Annotated in this window: 4 protein-coding genes; all 4 read right to left on the reverse strand. The window is 73.6% G+C overall.

Going from position 1 to position 21,962, the window contains the following annotated elements; translation table 11 throughout:
- Positions 1-20: 20 nt before the first annotated feature.
- Genes ACWC5O_RS23040 through ACWC5O_RS23055 form a run of 4 tightly spaced genes read right to left on the reverse strand, consistent with a single transcriptional unit; the run spans position 21 to position 21,950 of the window.
- Positions 21-2,645, reverse strand: coding sequence for a type I polyketide synthase (locus tag ACWC5O_RS23040; RefSeq protein WP_450587770.1), 2,625 nt, complete (start codon positions 2,643-2,645; stop codon positions 21-23).
- 20 nt (positions 2,646-2,665) lie between these two features.
- Positions 2,666-3,799, reverse strand: a complete 1,134-nt coding sequence (locus ACWC5O_RS23045; protein ID WP_450587768.1) for an OzmP — start codon at positions 3,797-3,799, stop codon at positions 2,666-2,668.
- Positions 3,800-3,855: 56 nt separating this feature from the next.
- Entirely contained in the window at positions 3,856-7,320 is a 3,465-nt protein-coding gene (locus ACWC5O_RS23050; RefSeq protein WP_450587766.1) for an amino acid adenylation domain-containing protein, read from the reverse strand.
- Positions 7,317-21,950, reverse strand: coding sequence for an SDR family NAD(P)-dependent oxidoreductase (locus ACWC5O_RS23055; RefSeq protein WP_450587963.1), 14,634 nt, complete (start codon positions 21,948-21,950; stop codon positions 7,317-7,319). The genes ACWC5O_RS23050 and ACWC5O_RS23055 overlap by 4 nt, the downstream gene beginning before the upstream one ends.
- Positions 21,951-21,962: the final 12 nt, after the last annotated feature.

Raw genomic sequence — 21,962 nt, forward strand, 5'->3', positions numbered from 1 at the left:
CCGGGTCAGGTCATGCCGCCCTACCTGGCCGCGGCACGCTGCGCCCGCCGGGAGGTGCGGCCGCCCAGGGGGTGGGCGTCCGCGTCCGTTCCCGGGGCGAAGCCCATCAGTTCGGCGAGGTTGTCCACGAAGGTCCGGATGGTCGGGAACTCGACGAAGGAGGTGGCCGGAACGGCGAAGTCGAGCTCCTCACCGAGCTTGGCGACCACTTCGATCAGCACCAGCGAGTCCAGGCCCAGGTCGAAAAGGTTGGTGTCGAGGACCGCGAGATGACGGCCGCCCAGCACCCTGCCGATCTCGTCGACCAGGTAGTCCGTGACCAGCTCGATGTTCTGCCGCGGGTCCTCGGGATCGAACCTGGCGATCAGCCGGTCGGCGGTCTGCGGAGCCCGGGCCCGGACGTGGCTGCCGGGCTCGACCCAGTGGCGGCGCCGCTCGAAGGGGCGAGTGGGCAGCGGGGCCCTCCGGGGCTCGCCACCCTCGTGCAGGGCCGCGAAGTCGAGCTTCGCGCCGAGCACCCACTGCTGTGCGGCGAGCGTGAGCAGATGGGCGAGGCCGGACGGTTCGCCGTCCCCGGGGACCAGCCGGACGGTGCTCCCGCCGGTGCCGGCGAGCAGCGCGTCCAGGTCCGGCAGGTCGCCGTCGCCGTCGCCGGTCCAGGCGGCGGCCAGCCGGCTCTCGTCCTCGGTCATCCACCGGCCGGTGTGCGGGGAGCGGACCGGCAGCCGCGGTACCGCCGCCCGTGCCGGTGCGGTGCCTTCGGCGAGGGCGAGCGCGTCCGTGAGCGGCAGGGCCTCGGACAGGGCCGCCGCCACGGCCAGACCGGTGCCGGCCGCCGCGAGTCCGGCAGGCTCCACACCCCAGGCGAGCAGCGTGGTGGCGAGCGCGTACTCGTGGACGAAGGCGGAGCGCCTGCTCCCCTCGGCGAGCAGTGCCTCCGTCTCACCGGCCTGGCCCAGGGCGGCGGCACAGGCGTCGACCGCGGCCCTGTACGCGGGCACCGCCCGGTACAGTTCGGCGCTGTCCGCCTCGTCGGCCCCGGCGCCGGTCAGGACCAGGACGGGGGCGTGCGGATCCCGGCCGGCCACCCCCTGTCGCAGCCGCTCCTCGTCGCCGAGGGCCAGCGCCATGGCGGCGTCCCGGGTGCTGCGGGCCACCAGCGCGAGCCGGTGGGAGTACGCGCGACGGCCGAGGCCGAGAGTCTGCGCCACCGTGCCGAGGTCGAGGTCGGGGTGCTGTTTGAGGTGGCGGGCCAGTGCGGTGGTGGCCCGCCGCAGGCCGCCCTCGGACCGGGCGGACAGGACCAGCAGCTCGCGGTCGCGCCCGTGCGGCGCGGCGGCCCTGGCCGGGGGCTCCTGGAGGACGACGTGGGCGTTGGTGCCGCCGATGCCGAAGGAGCTGACACCGGCCCGGCGGGGTCCGTCGCCGGCCGGCCACTCGGTGGTCTGCGTGTTGACGAAGAAGGGGCTCGCGGCGAAGTCGATGTCCGGGTTGGGCGAGGTGAAGTGCAGGCTCGGCACCAGGGTGCCGTGCTCCAGCATCAGCGCGGTCTTGATCAGACCTGCCATGCCCGCGGCGGTGTCCAGGTGGCCGATGTTGGTCTTCACCGAGCCGAGCGCGCAGTAACCGGTCCGGTCCGTGCCCTGGCGGAAGGCCTCGGTGAGCGCGGCAACCTCGATCGGGTCACCGAGCGCGGTGCCGGTGCCGTGCGCCTCGACGTAGCCGATGCCGTCCGGATCCACTCCGGCGACCTCCTGGGCGTCGGCGATGACCTCCGCCTGCCCGGTGATGCTCGGCGCGGTGTACCCGGTCTTGTGGGAGCCGTCGTTGTTGACCGCCGAACCCTTGATGACCGCGTGGATGAAGTCCCCGTCGGCGATCGCCTCCTTGAGGCGCTTGAGGACGACCACGCCGGCGCCGCTGCCGATCACGGTGCCCTGGGCCTCGGCGTCGAAGGCGCGGCAGTGTCCGTCCGGCGAGAAGATCATGCCTTCCTGGTACTGGTAGCCGTGCCCCGGCAGGCCCAGGTGCACCGCGCCGACCAGGGCCACGTCGCACTCTCCGCTGAGCAGGCCGAGGCACGCGGTGTGCACGGCGACCAGGGAGGTGGAACAGGCGGTGTTGATGTTGATGCTGGGTCCGCGCAGGTTGAGCTTGTAGGAGACGCGGGTGGCCAGGAAGTCCTTGTCGTTGGCCAGCATCAGCCGGTAGTGGTCGACGGAGGACGCGGCCCGGTAGCGCTCGCCCAGGTTGTGCAACAGGTAGGTGTTCATGCCTGCGCCCGCGTACACGCCGATGTGTCCCTCGGTGCGGTCCGGGTCGTAGCCGGCCCGTTCCAGGGCCTCCAGGGCGCACTCCAGGAAGATCCGGTGCTGCGGGTCGAGGATCTCGGCCTCGTCATGGGTGAACTGGAACAGCTCGGAGTCGAACAGGTCGACGTCCGGAATGGTCTGACCGGCCTTCACATAGCGCGGGTCGGCCAGGCGCTCGGCGGACACCCCGGCGGCGAGCAGCTGCTCGTCGTCGTACCGGGTGAGGGTCTCGCGGCCCTCGCGGAGCACGTCCCAGAACCGGTCGACCGAGTCTGCGCCCGGGAAGCGGCAGACCATGGCGATGATCGCGACGTCGGAGTCGGAAACAGTCATGGTGTTCTCCTGTGCGGGTATCAGCTCAGCCGGATGCCGAGGTCGGCGGCGACCGAGCGCATGTCGAGGAAGCTCCGGGCCACGAAACGGGCGGCGTCCTCGGTGGCGTCCATCCGCTGGAACAGGTCGACCAGCGTCCGCTCGTGCTCCTCCCGGCTGCCCTCACCGGCGGCGAGTGCCAGCACCACCTGCCCGAGCCGCTCCTCCACGTCCGCGAGGTCGAGCGAGCGCGGGAACTTGATGCTGAAGGTGTTCCGGTCGTAGTCGGCGTTGCGCTTGACCGACCGCACATGGCTGGCCGCGTTGAGTTTGTAGAACATGCAGCCCCAGTTGCTGTACGAGTAGTAGTTCAGCAGCGGGAACAGGGTGCAGTGGGTCTCCAGCGGCGAGGACTGGTACAGCCCCTTCGCCCGGAGTTCCTCGACGATCCGGTCCGGGTCGTACTCGTGCCGCATGGCGATGAACGGGAAGACGATCTTCGGCAGGTTCTCGTCCTCGTCGAAGAGCAGTTCCTCCAGCTCCCCGCCGAAGAGCGTGTCGGTCAGCCGCTCGCCGAAGGTCTTGTAGAAGCCGCGCACGACCTCGCGGACGTTGGACTCCATCGTGAGGATCTGCTGCGGATCGGCGCACAGGGCGATGTAGGGGATCTTCTGCCGGTAGGCCATCAGGATGGCCCGCAGCACGAAGAAGGTCCGGCAGGAGACGCAGGGCAGCTTCTCGTCCAGGTACCTGCCCGGCTTCTTGGGTGCCGGGCGGTTGAACACCTCACGCATCATCAGCTTGATGTTGTCGTCGTCAGCGTCCAGCACGAAGGTGGCCGGGATCTTCTCCCGGGCGAGCGCGATGTTCTGCGCCGCGTGCACGCTCTCGAAGGGCACGTCGAAGGTGAAGGCCAGCACCCGCTTGCCGTACTCATTGACGAACTTGTCCAGCATGTACGTGCTGTCCTTGCCGCCGCTGTACATGAACAGGCAGTCGTACCCACCGGTGGCGGGCGGCGCCTGCTGGAACTCGGTGAACACCTCATTGGTGTAGCGGTAGTTGGTCAGCAGGTCCTCGGCGAAGTCCAGGTTGCAGAGATTGCAGACCTGCTGGTCGTCGAGCACCACTCCCGGATGGTCGGCCTTGAGCGAGCAGACCTTGCAACTGGACACGGAACCCCCTGTGGTACCCGTCTGAGATCGATTTCCGGTGTGCGTGGTGGGATCGGTCATTCCCGTCCCCGCCTTCGGCTGCGTCGCTGCGTCAGCGCCGCGACGTCCCGGCCGCGCCGCTGCTGCTGCGGTGCGGCCGGCTGTGCCGAGCTGGACAGGTGCGCCGCCATGGCCCGGACGGTCGGATGGCCGAACATGTCCAGGCGGGTGACCGGCCGGCCGAGCCGCTCGCGCAGCATCGCCACCACCGAGGTGAGCCTGAGCGAATCCCCGCCCAGGTCGAAGAAGTTGTCCTCGGCGCCGACCTCGTCCAGCCTCAGGACCTCGCACCAGGCCTCGGCGATGCGGCGCTCCAGGTCGCCGCGGACGGTTGCGCCGCCGCCGGCGATCCTGGCCGCTCCCGGCCGAGGCAGCGCCCTGCGGTCGATCTTGCCGTTCGGCGTGAGCGGGAACCTGGGCAGCATCACCACGGCGGCCGGGACCATGTACGCGGGCAGGCCGTCCCGCAGTGCTGCGCGCAGCTGCGCCGGGTCCGGCAAGGCGCCCGATCCGGTCGCGTAGGCCACCAGCCGGCGCTCGCCCGGCTGGTCCTCGCGGACAAGCGCCACCGCCGCCGTCACCCCGGGCAGCCGGCGCAGTGCGGACTCCACCTCGCCCAGCTCGATCCGGTAGCCGTTCAGCTTGATCTGGCCGTCGATCCGCTCCAGGTACTCCAGGCGGCCGTCCGGCAGGTGCCTCACCAGGTCGCCGGTGCGGTAGGCCCGGCCGGACCCGCCCGGCGCGGTCACGAAGCGCTCGGCGGTCAGTTCGGGCCGGCCGAGATAGCCGTCCGCGACGCCGTCACCCGCCAGGTACAGCTCGCCCGGGAGTCCGGGTGGCACATGGATCCCGCGCTCGTCCAGGACGTGGCATCGCGTGTTGCCGATCGGACGGCCGATGGTGACCGGCTCACCGGGCCGCACCCGGTCCACCGTGGACCAGATGGTGGTCTCGGTCGGGCCGTACATGTTGTACAACTCGCCCACTTTACCTAGGAGTTGGCTCGCCAGCTCGGCCGGCATCGGCTCACCGCCGCAGAGCGCCCGCAGCTGCGGGTCGCCCGCCCAGCCGGCCGCGATCAGCATCTGCCAGCTGGTCGGGGTCGCCTGGAGCACGGACGGCGCGGAGCGTTCGATCCGCTCGCGCAGGGCGAAGCCGTCGGCGCAGACCGGCTCGGGAAGGATCTCCACGGTCCCGCCCCGCACCAGGGGCAGGTACAACTCCAGGCCGGCGATGTCGAAGCAGACCGTGGTCAGCGCGAGCAGCGAGTCCCGGGAGCCGAATCCGGGCCGACGGGCCATCGTCCACAGGAAGTTGACCAGCGCCCGGTGCCCCACCTGAACGCCCTTGGGCAGGCCGGTGGAGCCCGAGGTGTAGATGACGTACGCGGCCGCGTCAGGGTCCGAGCGGTCCACGGGTGCGGCCGGGGTCATGTCCGGCTCGTCGGTCCCGGCCACCAGGACGGGCGTCACCGGGAAGTCCGCCAGTGCGGAGCCGAGGGCCTCGTCGGTGACCACCAGCCGGGCGCCGGAGTCCTTGAGCATGTGCCCGATGCGGGCCCGCGGGTAGATCGGATCCATCGGCACGTAGGCCGCGCCGGACTTCAGCACCGCGAGCAGACTCACCACCAGATCCGGGGAGCGCTCCAGGTACACCCCGACCAGCGAGCCCGGCCCGGCTCCCAGCTCGATGAGCCGCAGGGCCAGCCGGTCGGCGGCCTGGTCCAGTTCACCGTAGGAGAGCTCGCGGCCCTCGAACCGGACCGCGGGCGCGGCCGGTGCGGCGCAGGCGAGATCGGAGATCAGCCGGCTGACCGTGGCCTCGCGCGGATAGTCCTCCTCGGTGTCGTTCCACCGGCCCAGCACCCGCTCCCGGTCCTCGGCGCCGAGCAGCTCCAGCCTGCCCAGGGCCGCCTCCGGCTCGGCCGCCGCGGCCCGCAGGAACAGCTCGAAGTGCTCCGACAGCCACGCTTCCTGATGTCCGGCCGGCTCGGCCGCGACGCGGAAGGAGACCGTGCCGCGGGTGTCGATCCGGATCGTCAGCGCGCGGTACGCCGCCGCGTCGACGCCGCCGGGCAGCAGGATCGCGACCGGCAGTCCGGTCCGGGCGGCCCCGGTCAGTGCCGGATGGCGCAGCAGGAGGTCGCGGCGGTGGGGCGAGCGCGCCCGGAGCGCGGCGACCTCGGCGCCCAGCAGCTCGGTGAGCTCGGGCAGCGTACGGTCGAGCAGTCGTGCCGGGGCGCGCAGCGGCACCTCGGCCGCCCGTAGTCCGCCGGTGGTGCCGGCCTCGGCGGGAAGCGCGACGTCCCGCTCTCCGCCGCGGGCGAGGCGGGCCAGGAAGGCGAGCACTGCGGCGAGGGCGAGCCGCTCCGGCTCCCCCGCCCCGGTGCTCAGGATCTCGGGCAGCGCCACCGGGCCCGCCCGGCGGGCGGCCTCGCGCAGGGCACCCAGGCGCGGCGGCAGGACGGGTTCAAGCCTGTGCAGGACCCGCAGCCAGTGCCCTTCCTGGCGGTGCGCCGCACGGCCGGCGGTCACCAGCTCGGCCAGCTCGGCGTCGGTCGGCTCGGGGAACCGGCCCGCGTGCTCCCGGGCCACCGTGTCCGCGACGGCCACCAGGTCGAGCGGGGCGCCGGTCAGGTCGGCCAGGCCGGTCAGCCGGACGTCCCGGTCGACGGTCGCCACGGTGATCGCCTCCGGCCCCCGGCCGACCACCGTGCCGGGAGCCTCACTGGAGGGATCCGTCGAGATCTCGACCGCGCGGACGGCCACGAAGTCGCCGTCGAGGGCGAGCAGCGCGGTGCCGAAGTCGTTGCGCCGACGGCCGAAGGCGGTGGCCCGGACCAGCGCGCCCAGCTCCTCGGCGGGGCGCCGCCAGTCGACCACGCCCCCGCGCGGCGGACCGTCGTACCTGCCGTGGTAGGTGCGCAGCCCGAGGTCCTGCGGCGTACGGGTGGCCGTGCCCGCCGCCAGCTCGTCCACCAGTTCGGCGAAGGACTCGATGCCCGCGTCGAAGCAGGCGACGTCGAGGTCGTGCACCGTGGCCGCCGGGTCGACCGGGACTGTGCGCTGCTTGAGCACATCCCCGGTGTCGGCCTCACTGGTCATCACGTGCCAGGTGACGCCGTGCTGTTTGTCACCGTCCAGGATGGCCCAGCTGGTGGCGAACAGACCGGCGTGCCGGGGCAGCGGACCGTCGTGGAAGTTGACCGGCAGGCGCGTCGGCAGTGCCAGCACCGCGTCCGGCAGCATCCTCAGGTTGGCGATGCTGAACAGGTAGTCGAAGCTCAACGGCGACAACCGCTCGGCCAGGTCGGGTCCGAACGGCACGGCCGCCAGCCCCTGCGACTCGGCCCAGGCGGTCAGCTCCGCCGATGGCGACACCACGGCGGCCACCGTGTGGCCTCGTGCCAGCAGCACCCGGGTGCACTCGACCAGGAGGGCCTCCTCGCCCACCACCACGCAGCTGAACGGCTCAGCAGTCATCGTGCGTCTCCTTCGAACTCCGCACCCTTCGGGAGCAGTTCGGCCAGCAGCTCCTCGACGGCCGCGTCGGACAGGCCCGCGACCAGGCTCTCGGCGTCGCCGGGCGGGTCGGCCTCGGCTCTCCGCTCCGGTTCCGGCTCGGGAGCCGGAACCGGAGGCGGAACCGGCGCGTCCTTCGCCCGGAAGTGCTCGGCGAGCTGCCGGATGGTGATCCGCTCGAAGAGCAGGGTGGCCGGCAGCGGGCCGTACACCGCCTCCAGAGCCCGGGTCAGCTCCAGCACCACCAGCGAGTCCACGCCGTAGTTCTCGAAGGTGAGGTCGGGGTCCAGCTGCTCGGACGCCATCTCCAGCACCCGGGCGAAGACGGCCGTCACCTGCTCCAGCGCGTCGTCCTGCTCGGCCGGCGGCACGGCCGGGGCCTGCGGCGCCGGGACGGCGGTGGGCGTCCCGGCCGGACGGAGGGCGGGCACCAGGCCGTCGCTGACCGCCGCGATCACGCTCTGGAACGCCGACCCGGCCTCTGTGGTGGGCGCTCCCACACTGATGTGGTGGAAGCCGCAGGCGGCCAGCACGTCACGCCACTGCCGCTCACTGGCCAGCGGGGAGCCGGGCATCCGCTGCTCCGGGTCGGCGAACAGCCACCAGCCGCTCGTCAGGCCGAAGATCAGCGCCAGCTGGTGCTGGGGCCGGGTGCCCTCGGTCATCAGCAGCACACCGCCACCGCGCAGTAGCCGCTTGGCCTGCGCCAGGGTGTCGGCGAGCCGGCGGGTGGCGTGGAAGACGTTGGTGCCGAACACCACGTCGTACTCGCCGAGGGCCGGCTGCCGGGCGGAGAGATCCGCCTCGATGTCCAGGGTTTCGAACCGTGCGAACGGGTGGTCCGCGCCGAACCGGGTCCGTGCCTTGCGGACGAAGGCCGGGGACACGTCGGTGAAGACGTAGTCGACGGATTCGGCGTACGGCGCCAGCGCGGCGAGCACCGCCGCGCTGGTGCCGCCCGTCCCGGCGCCCACCTCCAGCACCCTCACCCGGGTGCCGGGTGCGGCGGTCAGCCGGGCCACCACCTGTTCGACGACGAGCCGGGCCACCTCGGCGTTGCAGCGGTCGGTGACCGGGTCGCCCCGGTACACGGCCGCCACCCGCTCGGAGGAGCCCTCGGGGAAGAGCACTTCCATCGCACCGGTCCGCCCGGTGAGTACCTCGGGCAGCGCGGTCAGGCAGTCCCGCAGCAGTGCGGCCACCGGCGCGATGCCCGGATGCCGGGCGATCAGCCCGTCCACGGCCCGGACCACCTCGGACTCGGGGTCGACCGGACGCGCGGCGGGCTGGACCCAGTCGCCCTCGGCCCGCAGGTACCCCGCGGCGGCCAGCATGTCGAGCTGCGCCTGGAACAGTCCGGCGTGCTCGGGCACCACGCCCAGCCGGGCGGCCAGCTCCTGCCGGCCGTGCCGCCGCTCCGGCTGCTCGAACACCCCGGCCCGGTGCAGCACAGCGGCCAGCAGCCGCTGGGAGAGTTCCTCGGCCTCGGCCACCGCGAGCTGATGAGCCGTCAGCTCGGCGTCCGCCGAGGCGGTGCGGCCGCAGCGGACCTCGGGCAGCGCGCTCGGCGCCGCGCCGGGCGACAGGGCCAGCGTACGGTCCGGCGCGACGCCCAGGTTGCCCAGGATGTGCTGGTCGGCGTCGAGGGCGAGGAGTTGCGGCAGACCGGCGTCGAGCGTGCGCTCGACCACCGCCATGCCCTGCTGTGCCGTCAGGGGGCGGATGCCGGCCGCCCGGAAGCGGCGCAGCACCCGCTCGCGGTCCTCGTCGCCACCCGCGTGCCAGTAGCCCAGGTTGAGCACCCGCACCGGGAAGGGCAGCGTGCGGGCGGCGTGCAGGGCGTAGGCGTCCGCGAAGGAGCAGCCCGCCGCATAGCCGGCCTGGCCGTGGTTGCCCTCGAAGGCGACACCGGAGGAGTAGAACAGCACGAAGTCCAGGGATTCGTCGCGGACGGCGTGCAGCACACTCCACGTGGATTCGGTCTTGCAGTCCAGCGCCGAGCGCAGCTGCGCCTCGGGCAGCTCCCGCACAACTTGGTTGACCAGCACCATCGCGGCGTTGACCACGCCGTGCAGGGCTCCGAACTCCCGCTTGGCGAGCCGGACCGCCTCACCCAGCGCGGCCGGGTCCGTGGCGTCCAGGGCCAGGTAGCGGACCTCTGCCCCGGTGGCCTCCAGTTCGGCGAGCGTCTCCCGCTTGTGCTCGTCGAGAGGGGAGCGTCCGACCACGACCAGCTTGGCCCGGTAGGTCTGTGCCAGGTGGCGGCAGGTGTCCCGGCCGACCGTGCCCAGGCCGCCGATGATCAAGTACACCCCGCCCTGGCGGAGCCGGGCCGCGCCCGACGACAGTTCGACTCGCTCCAGCGAACGCACCCGCCGGACACCGGCCCGCAGGGACACCGGCACGGTGCGGGCCGCGAACGGCTCTGCCACCGCCAGGGCGGCCGACGCCGCGGCCTCGGTCGAGCGCAGGTCGACCAGCGCGACCCTCAGGTTCGGGAACTCCTTGCCGAGCACCATCGCCAGTCCGGCGAGTGAGGCGGCCCAGGGCCGGGAGTCGTCACCCGCTTCGAGCGGATGGACGTCGGTGGTGACGACCTTCAGCCTCAACTCCCGGTCGAGAAGGCCGTGTCGGTCGAGGGCGCGCACGAGGCGGTAGAGCGAGACCACGCTCAGGTCCATCGCCGCGCGCACGTCCGCGCGGTCGACGGGCTCGCGCTCCGGCTCGGTTCCGAGGAAGTAGACCAGATCGCATGCGCCCGCCTCGGCCAGCACCCGGTCCAGATCGGTGTCGGTCAGTCCGCCGGGACCGATCGGCAGCCGCCGCAGCTCCGCGTCCCGGTGCAGCCGGGCGATGCCGGCGGCCGGTTCCGCGTCCAGCCGCGCGCCGACCAGCAGGACCCGGCCGGCGGGTTCGGCGCTGCCCTCGGCGGTCCGGGGAACCCAGGTGGGCCGGTAGGCGACCACCGTGGCGGGCTTCGTCTCGCGGTAGGTGAGGCCGGCGAAGCGCACCCGCACCGCACCCGTGTCGTCGAGCAGCAGGACGTCGCAGCGGTCGGTTCCGGTCTCCCGGACGTACGACCAGCCGGTGACCGGCACCGGGCCGAACACGTCGACGCGGTCGACCGCGAAGGGCAGCATCGGCCGGGCCTGCGCCCCCCGGCGCCGTGCCAGCAGCGCCGCGAAGACGTGCAGGGCGGCGTCGAGGACTCCGGGGTGCAGTGGGTGGTCGGCGCCCTCGGTGGCCGCGCCGATCCGGCCGAGCACCTCGTCCCGGCCGGTCCACACCTGCTGGACCCGGCGGAAGAACGGCCCGTACGGCAGGCCCTGCCCCTCCAGCATCCGGTAGAAGGCGTCCTGGCCGAGGCCGCTGTCCAGGCCGGCTCGCAGCGCCGGGACGTCCAGCGCCGGGGGCGCCGGCGGCGCGTCCACCAGGCGGCCGCGCGAGCGGACGGTGTCGTCGGCACCGAGGACTTCGTAGCCCTCGCCCTCGAATCTGACCGACACCTGCTCCTGCGCGCCCGCCAGGGCCAGGGGGGCGGTCCAGCGCACGTCTGCGAAGCCCCGCCCGGTCAGCCCGCCGCAGGCCGCGGCGACCAGGTCGAGATGCCCGACACCCGGCAGGATCGGGCGGCCCGCCACCACGTGGTCCCGCAGGACCGGCGCGCTCGCCGCGAGCGTGTGCCGCCAGGTCCGCGCGGACGGTGCGGCGGGCTCGGGCGCAGCCGCGGCCCGGAGGTCGAGCCAGTGCCGCGCCCGCTCGAACGGATACGTGGGCAGCGGCACCCGGCGCCGCACGCCCGGCCGCAGCCGGTGCACCAGCTCCCAGTCCACGAAGACGCCGCCGACCCAGAGCCGGCCGAGCAGGTCGTCGGCACCGGCCAGGATCTGCGCGGTCAGGAAGTCCTGGCCACCGGGGCCTTCGGTGAACAGGCCCTCCAGCGGCGGGTGCTGCCCGACCCGGCCGCGATGCAGCCACTGCCCGTCCTCGCCGCGCCCGACGGCGGTGAGCTTCGCCGCCGCGTCGGCCAGGTCGGCGGCGACGAACGCCAGCCGCTCGGCCATCGCCTCCCGGCCCGCCCGCAGGGTGTGGGCGACGTCGGCGAGCCTGAGCGGGGCGGGCTCCGCCGGGGCCGCGAGCGCGCGGCCCACCTCGGCCGCGTACTCCCGCAGCCGCTTGTCGTCACGGGCGGAGAGCACGATCAGCTCGGGCTCCTCGGCAGCAGCCGGTGCCGGTGCGGGCGCGAGGTACTCCTCCAGGATGACGTGCGCGTTGGTCCCGCCGGCACCGAAGGAGCTGACGGCCGCACGGCGCGGCAGCGGGCTGCCGTCCGCGTCGCGCGGCTGCGGCCAGGGCGCGGTCTCCCGCTGGACGGTGAACGGCGAGCGCGAGAAGTCGATGGCGGGGTTGGGGTCATCGGCGTGCAGCGTGGGCAGCAGCGTGCCGTTGCGCAACTGGAGCACCGCCTTGGTCAGTCCGGCGATCCCGGCCGCGCCCTCGAGGTGCCCGATGACGGACTTCACCGACCCCAGTGCACAGAATCCTGTGTCGGCCGTGTGCTTGGCGTACGCCTGCGCCAATGCGGTGTGCTCGATCGGGTCACCGAGCGAAGTGCCGGTGCCGTGCGCCTCGACGCAGCCGATGGTGCGGGCATCGACACCCGCGGTGGCCAGCGCCTGCTCGACCAGCGCCTGCTGGGCGTGCGGGTTGGGGACGGTGAAACCGCTGGTACGGCCGCCGTGGTTGACGGCGGTGGCCCGGATCACGGCATGCACGGTGTCACCGTCGCGAACGGCCTCGGACAGCCGCTTGAGCACCACCGCGCCGACGCCCTCGCCCGGCACGTAGCCGCTGCCGCCGGCGCCGAAGGCGCGGCAACGGCCGTCGGCGGAGAGCATGGTCTTGCGGCTGAGGTGCACGTACTTGTCCGGGTGGACGGCGATGTTGACCCCGCCGGCGATGGCGTAGGAGCACTCGCCCCGGCGGATGCTCTCGCAGGCCTGGTGCAGGGCCACCAGCGACGCCGAGCAGGCGGTGTCGACCACCACGCTGGGGCCGCGGAAGTCACCGAAGTACGAGACCTGGTTCGCGATCGAGGACCGGTTGGCGAGCACCACTTGGTGGTTGCCGCGCGCGGACTCGGTCGCGGCCAGCACCGCGTAGTCGTCCCACATGACACCGACGAACACGCCGACGTCGTGCCCCTGACCGCCGTATCCGGGGGCGGGTATGCGCGACGGCGGGTAGCCCGCGTTCTCCAGGGCCGCCCAGGCCGTCTCCAGGAAGAGGCGCTCCTGCGGGTCCATCGAGCGCGCCTGCATCGGGGAGATCTGGAAGAACAGCGAGTCGAAGGCGTCCACGTCGGACAGGAAGCCGCCCCAGCGGCTGTAGCTGCGGCCCGGCGTGACGGGGTCGGGATCGAACAGGGCCTCCGCGTCCCAGCGGTCGGCGGGGACCTCGGTCACGCAGTCGCGTCCGGCCGAGAGATTGCGCCAGAACTCGTCCAGGTCACGGGCCTGCGGGTAACGGCCGCTCATGCCGATGACGGCGATCGGCTCGTCCTCCTGCGGCCCGCGCGCGGCCGGACCGGCCGGGACCGTCGCGACGGCGGGAGCGGGCGCGGCCACCGGGGCGGGCTCGGAGACGGCGACAGCAGGGGCGGCCACCGGGGTGGGCCCCGCGGGTGCGGCCCGTTCGCCGCTCGGCTCGGGGAACCTGCGGGCCACCGCGTCCGCGTGCTCCGTGAGCAGGTGGCCGGCCAGCTCCTCCACGGTCCGGTACTCGAAGAACAGCGTCCCGCGGAGTCCGGGGAAGTCCTTGCCCAGCAGTGCGTTGGCCTCCATGACCAGCACCGAGTCCAGACCGTAGTCATCGAGCGCCACACGGCTGTCGAGTCGCCCGGAGGGCAGCTTGAGGACTCCGGACAGCGCCCCGCGCAGGTACTCCACCACCCGGGCGCGCCGACCGTCGGCGGTGCTTCGGGACGCCGGAACGACCGGTGCCGCGGAGGAGGCCGCCGCGACGGGAGCCGGCCGAGCCGGCTCCCCCGGGTCCGCCAGGGCCGCGTCGATCGCCGCGGGATCACCCCAGGCGGGTACCAGCCAGGGGGCGTCGACGGCGAACGAGCGCTCGAAGGCCGCCAGTCCCTGTTCGGCGGTGAGCGGCCGCATTCCGCTGCGCCGCCGGTACGCGGCCAGTTCCTGCTCGCGCACCAGACCGTCGACACCGCCGACGGACCAGAGCGGCCAGCCCAGGGACAGACTGCGACCGGTCCGGCTGCCCCGGCGCACCCAGGACGCGCGGAGCGCGGTGTACAGGTCCGCGAAACGGTTGGCCGTGGCGTAGCTCGCCGCGCCGAAGTCGCCGACCAGCGAGGAGACGGAGGAGAACACCACGAAGAGGTCGAGGGCGTCGTTCCGGGTCAGCTGGTCCAGGTGGACCAGCCCGCGGGTCTTGGCCGCGAGGACCGCGGCGAACCGCTCGCGGTCACCGTCCGTGGCACGGCCGTCGTCGGCGACACCGGCCAGGTGGAACACACCGTTCAGTTCCCCGAAGCGCTCCCGGGCCGTCGTCAGCGCCGCGGCGAGTTCCTCGGCGCCTGACACGTCGGCGCGCACCGCCAGCACCTCCGCGCCGAGCCCGGCCAGCCCGCGCTGCCACTCCAGTGCTTCCGTATCCGGCTCCGAGCGGCCGATCAGGACCAGCCTGGCCCGGTACGTCCGGGCGAGGTACTCGGAGAGCACCCGGCCGATCGCCCCGCTGCCGCCGGTGACGGCGTAGACGCCGCGGTCACGCAGCGGCAGCTCGGCCGAACTCCCGCCCGCGGCGCGGTCGTCCGTGACCGGGCGGAGCCCGCGCACCTCACGGCCCGCCGCCGTCCGGCGCACCTCGGCCCCGGCCGCCCGCGGTGCGGCCGCCAGCTCGACGGCCACCGCCGACGCCAGTTCGGGTACGGCCACATCCCCGTCGATCCCCAGGGTCAGCAGCTCGAAGCGGGGTGCGATCGCGGCCGTGGACCGGGCGAAGCCGGCCAGGGCGGCGTGCTCGGGCCGGTCCTCCCCGCCGTCCTGGGGGTGGACCAGCAGGCACCTGAGCCGTCCGGGGAGCGTCCCGGACTCGACCGCGCGGAGCAGGTCGAGCATCGCGAAGCAGGAGTGGTCGAGACTGCCCTCCAGTGCCTCGGCGCCGGTGGCCGCCGGGTCGAAGGCGGCCGGTTCGGTGAATCCACGGACGAAGGCGAGGTCCAGGCCGTCCGGGTCCACCACGCCCGCGAGCAGGTCCGCGAGCCCGTCGTGGTGCTCGGGGATGTCGACGATCCTCCGCCACATGCCGGTCGCGGCCAGCGCGTCCCTCAGGCCGGGAAGCCCTCCGGCCAGTGCCAGGGTGCCGACCGCCGTCCCTGGCTCCGGTTCGGCAGCGGCCCGCCAGTAGGGCTCGTAGAGACGCGGCTGCCCGGCATCCACGGCCGGCGCACTCGGCGTCCGTCCGGCGAAGTCCTTCAGCGTGGCCAGCACGTGGCCGTGTTCGTCACAGATCGTCAGGTCGAAGCGGCGGACTCCGGCCGTCTCGCCGACGAGCCGAGCGTGCGCGTAGCAGACGGCGGGCAGCGGGCCGAGCACCTGGAGGGCGCCGAGGCTGAAGGGGACGGCCAGTTCGCCGGGCCGGGGGGCGGCCGTCCGACCGGTCCAGTGGCAGGCGCGCAGGGCGCCGTCGAGCAGGGCGGGCGGCAGCTCGGCGGCGGCTTGGGAGCCATCGCCGGACAGGCGCAGCAGTGCCTCTCGGGGACCGCTGCGGATCTCGTCGACCACCTGGAAGGACGGGCCGTAGCCGAAGCCCGCGGCCCGGTAGTCGGCATAGGCGGCGGCCCGGTCCCGCACCGGGGTCAGCCGGTCGCGCAGCCCGTCGAGGTCCACCGGGGCGAGGTCCGGTCCGGCGGCCGCGACCACGCTGCCGCGGACATGGGTGACCCGGCCGTCCCCGGCCTCGCTGTACACCTCGAAGGCCAGCCCGTCGGCCCCCGGTCGGAAGGCGGTGTAGAGCGCCAGTTCGCCCTCCGGCAGCTCGATGGCGCGTCCCCACACCACCTCGGTGAGTCCGTGCCGGACGCCGGGCTCGGCCAGCCCGGCGGCGGCCCGCACCATCTCCAGCGTGGCGGCACCGGCGAGCATCGCCCGGCCCTCGATCACGTGGTCGCGCAGCAGTGGGTCACCGGCCCGCAGCGTCTTGCGGAACCGCAGCTCCCGCACCGTGGACTCGTTGGCGTCCACCAGCGGGTGCGGCGCGGCGGTGAGATCGGGGTCCAGCGGGATCCAGTAGCGCTCGTCGGCGAAGGGGTAGCGCGGCGCGCCGACCCGGCGCAGTGCGCGGCCCGGGCGGCCGGCGTGCCAGGCCGACCAGTCCACCTCGGCCCCGAGGAGCCAGCTCCGGGCCTGCTCGCCGAGTTCGCCGCCGTCGGCGATTTCCGGCACGGGGCCGCCGTCGGCGAAGCGGCGCAGCGCGGTCACGATCCCGGCGCCGTCGGTGGAGAGCACCGCGAGCCGGGCGTCCATGGCCTCGCGGCCCACCTGGGTGGTGAAGCAGAGGTCGGCCAGGTCCACGTGGTGCGTCCGGAGGAACCGGACGGCCTGGCCCGCGTAGACGCGCAACCGCTCGTCGTCGCGTGCCGAGAGCAGGAACAGTACGGGCTCGGCCGCGCGCTGTTCACCGGCGGGGACCGCTTGCAGCGGTTCGCGGTGGGGTGACTCCTCCAGTACCACGTGCGCGTTGGCGCCGCCGGCGCCGAAGGAGCTGAGGCCGGCCCGGCGTGGCCGGTCCCCGGCCGGCCAATCGGCGAGTTCCCGCTGCACCCGGAACGGGGAGCGGTCGAAGTCGATGTTCGGGTTGAGTTCGGCGGAATGCAATGAGGGCACCAGAGTCCGGTGGGCGAACTGGAGCAGCACCTTGGTCAGTCCGGCCATCCCGGCGGCGGACTCCAGGTGTCCGACGTTGGACTTGACGGAGCCGATCGGCCAGTGGCCCGGCTCGGTGGCGGCCGTCCGGTAGGCGTTGGTGAGACCGGTCAGCTCGATCGGGTCGCCCAGCGCGGTACCGGTGCCGTGGGCCTCGACGTAGCCGATGTCCGCCGGGTCCACCCCGGCCTGCGCCATGGCGGCGGTGACGGCCCGAGCCTGCGCCTTCGGGCTGGGGACGGTGTAGCCGTTGGTCCGCGCGCCGTGGTTGACGGCACTGCCGAGGATCACGCCGTGGATGCGGTCCCCGTCCGCCAGGGCCTGGCGGTAGGGCTTCAGCAACACCGCGCCGACGCCCTCGCCCGGCACATAGCCGTCACCGCCCGCGCCGAAGGCGCGGCAGCGGCCGTCCGAGGACAGGAACCGGCCCTGGCTCAGGAAGGCGTACTTGTAGGGGTGGACCGAGACGTTGACGCCGCCGGCGATCGCCAGTTCGGTCTCGCCCCGGCGCAGGCTCTCGCAGGCCAGGTGGAGGGCGGTGAGCGAGGAGGAGCACATGGTGTCCAGCGCCAGGCTGGGGCCGGACAGGTCGAGCGCATGGCTGACCCGGTTGGCGATGGTGGCGAAGGAGGAGCCGGTGAGTGGGCGGCCGCCGCGCAGCGCGTCCAGGGCACCGTGGAACTGGTACTCGCCGTACATCACGCCGACGTACACGCCCACCGGCCGGCCGGCCAGGTCGGCGCGCCGGTAACCGGCGTCCTCCAGTACGTGCCAGGCGTTCTGCAGGAACAGTCGCTCCTGCGGGTCCATCAGCTCGGCCTGGCGCGGGGAGATGCCGAAGAACAGCGGGTCGAAGCGGTCCACGTCACGCAGGAAGCCGCCCCAACGGGTGTGCGCCCGGCCGGGCGTGGCGGGGTCGGGGTCGTACCAGCGGTCGCGGTCCCAGCGGTCCTCGGGGATCTCGGTGACGCAGTCGCGGCCCTCCACCAGGTTGGTCCAGAACTCGTCCAGGTCGTCCGCCATGGGATATCGGCCGGCCAGACCGATCACCGCGATCGCCTGGTCCTCGGGTTCGGCGGCGGGCCGCGTGCGGGCGGTCCTGACGCGGCGCGGTGCGGCGGCCGGGAGCGGGGCGCCGGTCCCGGCCGGCTCGATGGACTCCGCGCCCGGGTGGTCGGGGTGGAGTTCGGCCGGGTGGTGCTCGGTGAAGTAGTCGGCCAGTTCGCCCAGGGTCGCGTACTCGAAGAACAGGGTCTTGGACAGGCCCTGGAAGCGACGGTCCAGCTCGCGGTTGAGTTTGGTGATCATCAGCGAGTCGATGCCGTAACGATCGAACGGCGCATCCTCGGCGAGTTCCGCCGGGTCCAGCCCCGTCTCGGCGGCGATCAGCTCGCGCAGCAGCCGCAGGGCGTCCGCGCGGAGGTCCGTACCGTCCTGCGCGGCGGCGGGCCGCGCGTGGGCGGCGGCCCGGGCGACGGGCACCGGGGAGGTGAGCGCGGCGCCGATCCGCCCGGTGTCACCGTACGCGGCCACCCGTGGGCCACGGGCGCCGAGGGCCTGTTCGAACAGGTCGAGTCCCGTGGCGGTGGGCAGCACGCCGAAGCCGGTACGGGCGGCTGTCTCCGCCGTCGCCTCGGCGCTCTGGCGCATGCCGCCCTCGGCCCACAGCGGCCAGGCGATCGCGGTCAGGCCGTCGCGGCGCTCGGCGTACGCCTCCAGGAAGGCGTTGGCGTAGGCGTAGTCGGTCTGCCCGGCACTGCCGATGTGGGCGGCGATCGAGGAGAAGGCGACGAAGAAGTCCAGCGGATCGTCCGCCGTGGCGGCGTCCAGCGCGCGCAGACCTGCCACCTTGGGCGCCAGCACGGCGGCGAAGTCCGCCTCGGACTTGGTGAGGGCGAAGCCGTCGCGCAACACGCCCGCGGCGTGCACCACGCCGGTGATGGGCCCGAACTCGGCCCGGACAGCGGCGAGTCTGTCGGCGAGGCCCTCGGGGTCGGACACGTCGGCGCGGCGGTAGACCACCCGCTCGTCCGGTTCGCCGGAGGGCCCCTCGCTGCGGCCCAGCAGGACCACCCTGGCGTCGGCCCGGCTCAGCAGCCGGTCGGCGACGGCCCGGCCCAGGCCGCCCGCCCCGCCGGTGACCAGGTAGACACCGCCGTCGCGCACGGCCACCGGCTCGGCCGCCGGGGCCGGGATGTACTGGGGGACCTGGCGTCCCGAGGTGGTGTACCGGACCTCGGGGTCCTGACCGGGGCCGGCCAGCTCTGCGGAGAGCGCCGCCGCCTCGTCCACGCCCTCGGCAAGGCCGACGGCCTGCAGTGCGAGCAGCGGGTTCTCCGCCCGGACGGTTCGGGCGAACGCCGCCAGCGCGGCGCGTTCGGGCCGTGCGCCGTCCGTCTCGTGGCGGTGCAGCAGCAGGACCCGGACCTGCCCGGTGGGACGGCCCCGCAGCAGCCCCTGTACCAGGCGCAGGGTCTGCTCGGGCTCGGGCTCGTCCACCAGGACGGTCACCGGGACGCCGACCGTCCCGGCCTCGTCACCGGAGGCGAGCGCGGTGACCTGCTCGGCTCCCAGCGAGGTCAGCAGATCGGCCAGTTCGGTGCGGCGGGCCGCGCTCCCGGCGACGACCAGGCCGGCGCCGAGCCGGCCCTCGACTGCCTCGGCCGGGGCGTCGGCCCAGCGTCGGGCCAGCAGCGCCGACCCGTCGGCGCGGCCGAGCACGCGCACGGCGAGTTCGCGCAGTTGGGCCAGCACCTTCCCCTGGGAGTCCACGACGGTCAGGTCGGCGTGCGCGGTGCGGTCCCCGAGTCGGCCGACCGTGACATGCGCCCGGCACGGCGCGGTGACCGGAGCGTGGACGGTCAGCTCGCCGAGCGCCAGGGGCAGGAAGCCGTCGGCCCTGCCGCCGTAGGCGCGGGCGAGCAGCACCACCAGGGCGTGCAGGGCGCCGTCCAGCAGCGCCGGGTTCAGCACCGCGCCGTCCAGCGCGGCACCGTCCGGGAGCCGGAGCGTGGCAAGGGCCTCCCGCTCACCGAGCGCGACCTCGGCGAGGGCGCGCATCCTGGGGCCGTAGTCGAGGCCGCGCTCGCGCAGCCCGGTGTAGCAGGCCCGGTGGTCGATCACTTCCGGGCAGCGTCCGGCCACCGCCGCAAGGTCCACGGGCGCGGGCGGCGCGGCCTCGCTCGTACGGATTGCGCCGGCCGCGAAGACGGTGCCGTCCTCGGTGATCTCGAAACCGGTCCGGTCGCCGTCGTGCCAGAGGGACACGAGCGTGTCGCGCGGCCCCGAGGCGTACGAGAGCAGTTCGTCGAAGGAGACGTCGTACAGTCGCACCGGGCAGCCGGTGGACAGCTCCCCGGCGGCGCGGGCCAGCTCCAGGTGACCGACCGCCGGCATGACGGGTTCGGCGCCCACCCTGTGGTCCGCGAGGTAGAACTCCTGCCCCGAACGCGAACTGCGGTAGGCCATGGTCTCCAAGGTGGAGACGTTCTCGTCCAGCAGGGGGTGCGGTCCTCGCCCGGTGGCCGCCGCGAGCGGGGCCGAGGGGCCGGTCATCCAGCAGCGGCGACCTTCGAAGGGGTACGTCGGCAGCGGCACCCGGCCGCGTTCCTCGTTCGCGAACCAGGCCTGCCAGTCGACCTCCGCCCCGGCCTCCCAGGCCCGGGCCACGGCGCCCCACGGGCCGTCGGACACGCCCAGGGCGCGGCCCCGGACCTCCTCCTGCGCGCCACGCACCGCGATCCGGGCATGCTTGCGCCGTGCGCCGGGCGGGCCGGGGACGGTCTCCACGGCGGCCTGGTCCAGCCGGGCGACGCCATCGGCCAGGCTCGACTCTCCGGTGAGACAGGCGGCGACCCGCGCGGCGAGGCCGTCGCCGTGGATCGCGGCCGGCCGCAGGCCCCAGTCGAGCCAGAGCCGGCCCAGTGCGTACTGCAGGGCGAAGGCCTGGCCCCGCTCGCCCTGTTCGGCGGCGCCCGCCGCCAGGGCCGCCCGGTAGTGCTCGGAGAACGCGGGTTCGGTGGCGCTCCACTGCTCGGCCAGGGCATCGGCGTCGACGACATGCTCACCCAGGACGAAGGACACCTCCCCCGTGGCGGGCTGTGCCGGGACCGCGGCCGTGCGCAAGGCGTGTGCCAGTTCGGCGCGGTCGGTGCCGGAGACGGCCAGGCGGTATTCGTGGGCGCGCCGTCCCACCGCCAGGGTGTACGAGACGTCGGCGAGGGCGGCGGCTTCCTCGCCCTCCAGGTAGGCGGCCAGGTCCCCGGCCGCGGTGCGCAGCGCGCTCGCAGTACGGGCGGAGAGGACCAGCACCTGGCCGGTGCGCGATTCTCCGGTGGCTCTCGTCCGCGGAGCCTCCTCCAGGACGGCGTGGGCGTTCGTGCCGCCGATGCCGAAAGAGCTGACTCCGGCCCGCAGCGGGCCCGTACCGGTCCATGGCTCGGTGGTGGTGCCGACCCGGAAGGGGCTGGCGGCGAAGTCGATGGCCGGGTTGGGCGTGCGGTGGTTCAGCGTCGGCACCAGGGTGCGGTGCTTCATCATGAGCACGGACTTGATCACACCGGCGACGCCCGCGGCCGCGTCGAGATGGCCGACGTTGGACTTGACCGAACCGATCGCGCAGAAGCCCGTGTCGGGCGTGGCGGTCCGGAACGCCTTGGTCAGGGCCGAGATCTCGACCGGGTCACCGAGCCGGGTGGCGGTGCCGTGCGCCTCCACGTACCCGATCGAGCGGGGGTCGACGCCGGAGACCGCGTGCGCCTCGCGGATGACGGCGGTCTGTCCGGCCACGCCGGGTGCGGCGAAACTGACCTTCGCGGAACCGTCGTTGTTCGTCGCCGTGCCCTTGATCACCGCGTGGACGGTGTCCCGGTCCGCGATGGCGTCGCGCAGCAGTTTGAGCACGAGGACGCCCACGCCGTTGCCGAGTACGGTGCCGCTGGCGTCCGCGTCGAACGTGCGCACGTACCCGTCCTTGGACAGGATCGCGCCCTCTTCGTACAGATAGCCCTTGGCCTGCGGGAGCTTGACGGTGACGCCGCCGGCCAGTGCCATGTCGCACTCGCCGTTGATCAGCCCCTGGCACGCCATGTGAACGGCCACCAACGAGGTCGAGCAGGCGGTCTGGACGGCGTAGCTCGGCCCCTTCAGATCGAGCTTGTACGACAGCCGGGTGGCCAGGTAGTCCTTGTCGTTGCCGACCATCACGGCGAAGTGTTCGGAGGTGGTGGTCTGGTCGACATGGGGCAGGACCTGCTGCTGCAGATAGGTGTTGATGGCAGCACCGGCGTAGACGCTGATCAGCCCGTCGAAGCGGCCGGGGTCGTAGCCCGCGTGCTCCAGTGCGGCGTGACCGGCCGTCAGCATGATCCGGTGCTGCGGATCGATGAACGCCGCTTCCGCCGGGGTGAGTTCGAAGTATCCCGTGTCGAAGAGGTCGACATCGGGGATCACTCCGTGCGCCGGAACGTAGTCCGGGTCGTCCAGCAGTCGGGCGGGGACGCCGGCCGCCGCCAGCTCCTCCCGGCCGAACCGGGTGATGCCGTCCCGGCCTTCGCTCAGCAGGCGCCAGAAGGAGTCCAGGTCGTCGGCACCGGGGAAACGCCCGGCCATGCCGATGATCGCCACGTCCGTCTCCGCGACCATCGGATCATCAGG

The organism is Streptomyces sp. NPDC001450 (assembly GCF_053597295.1).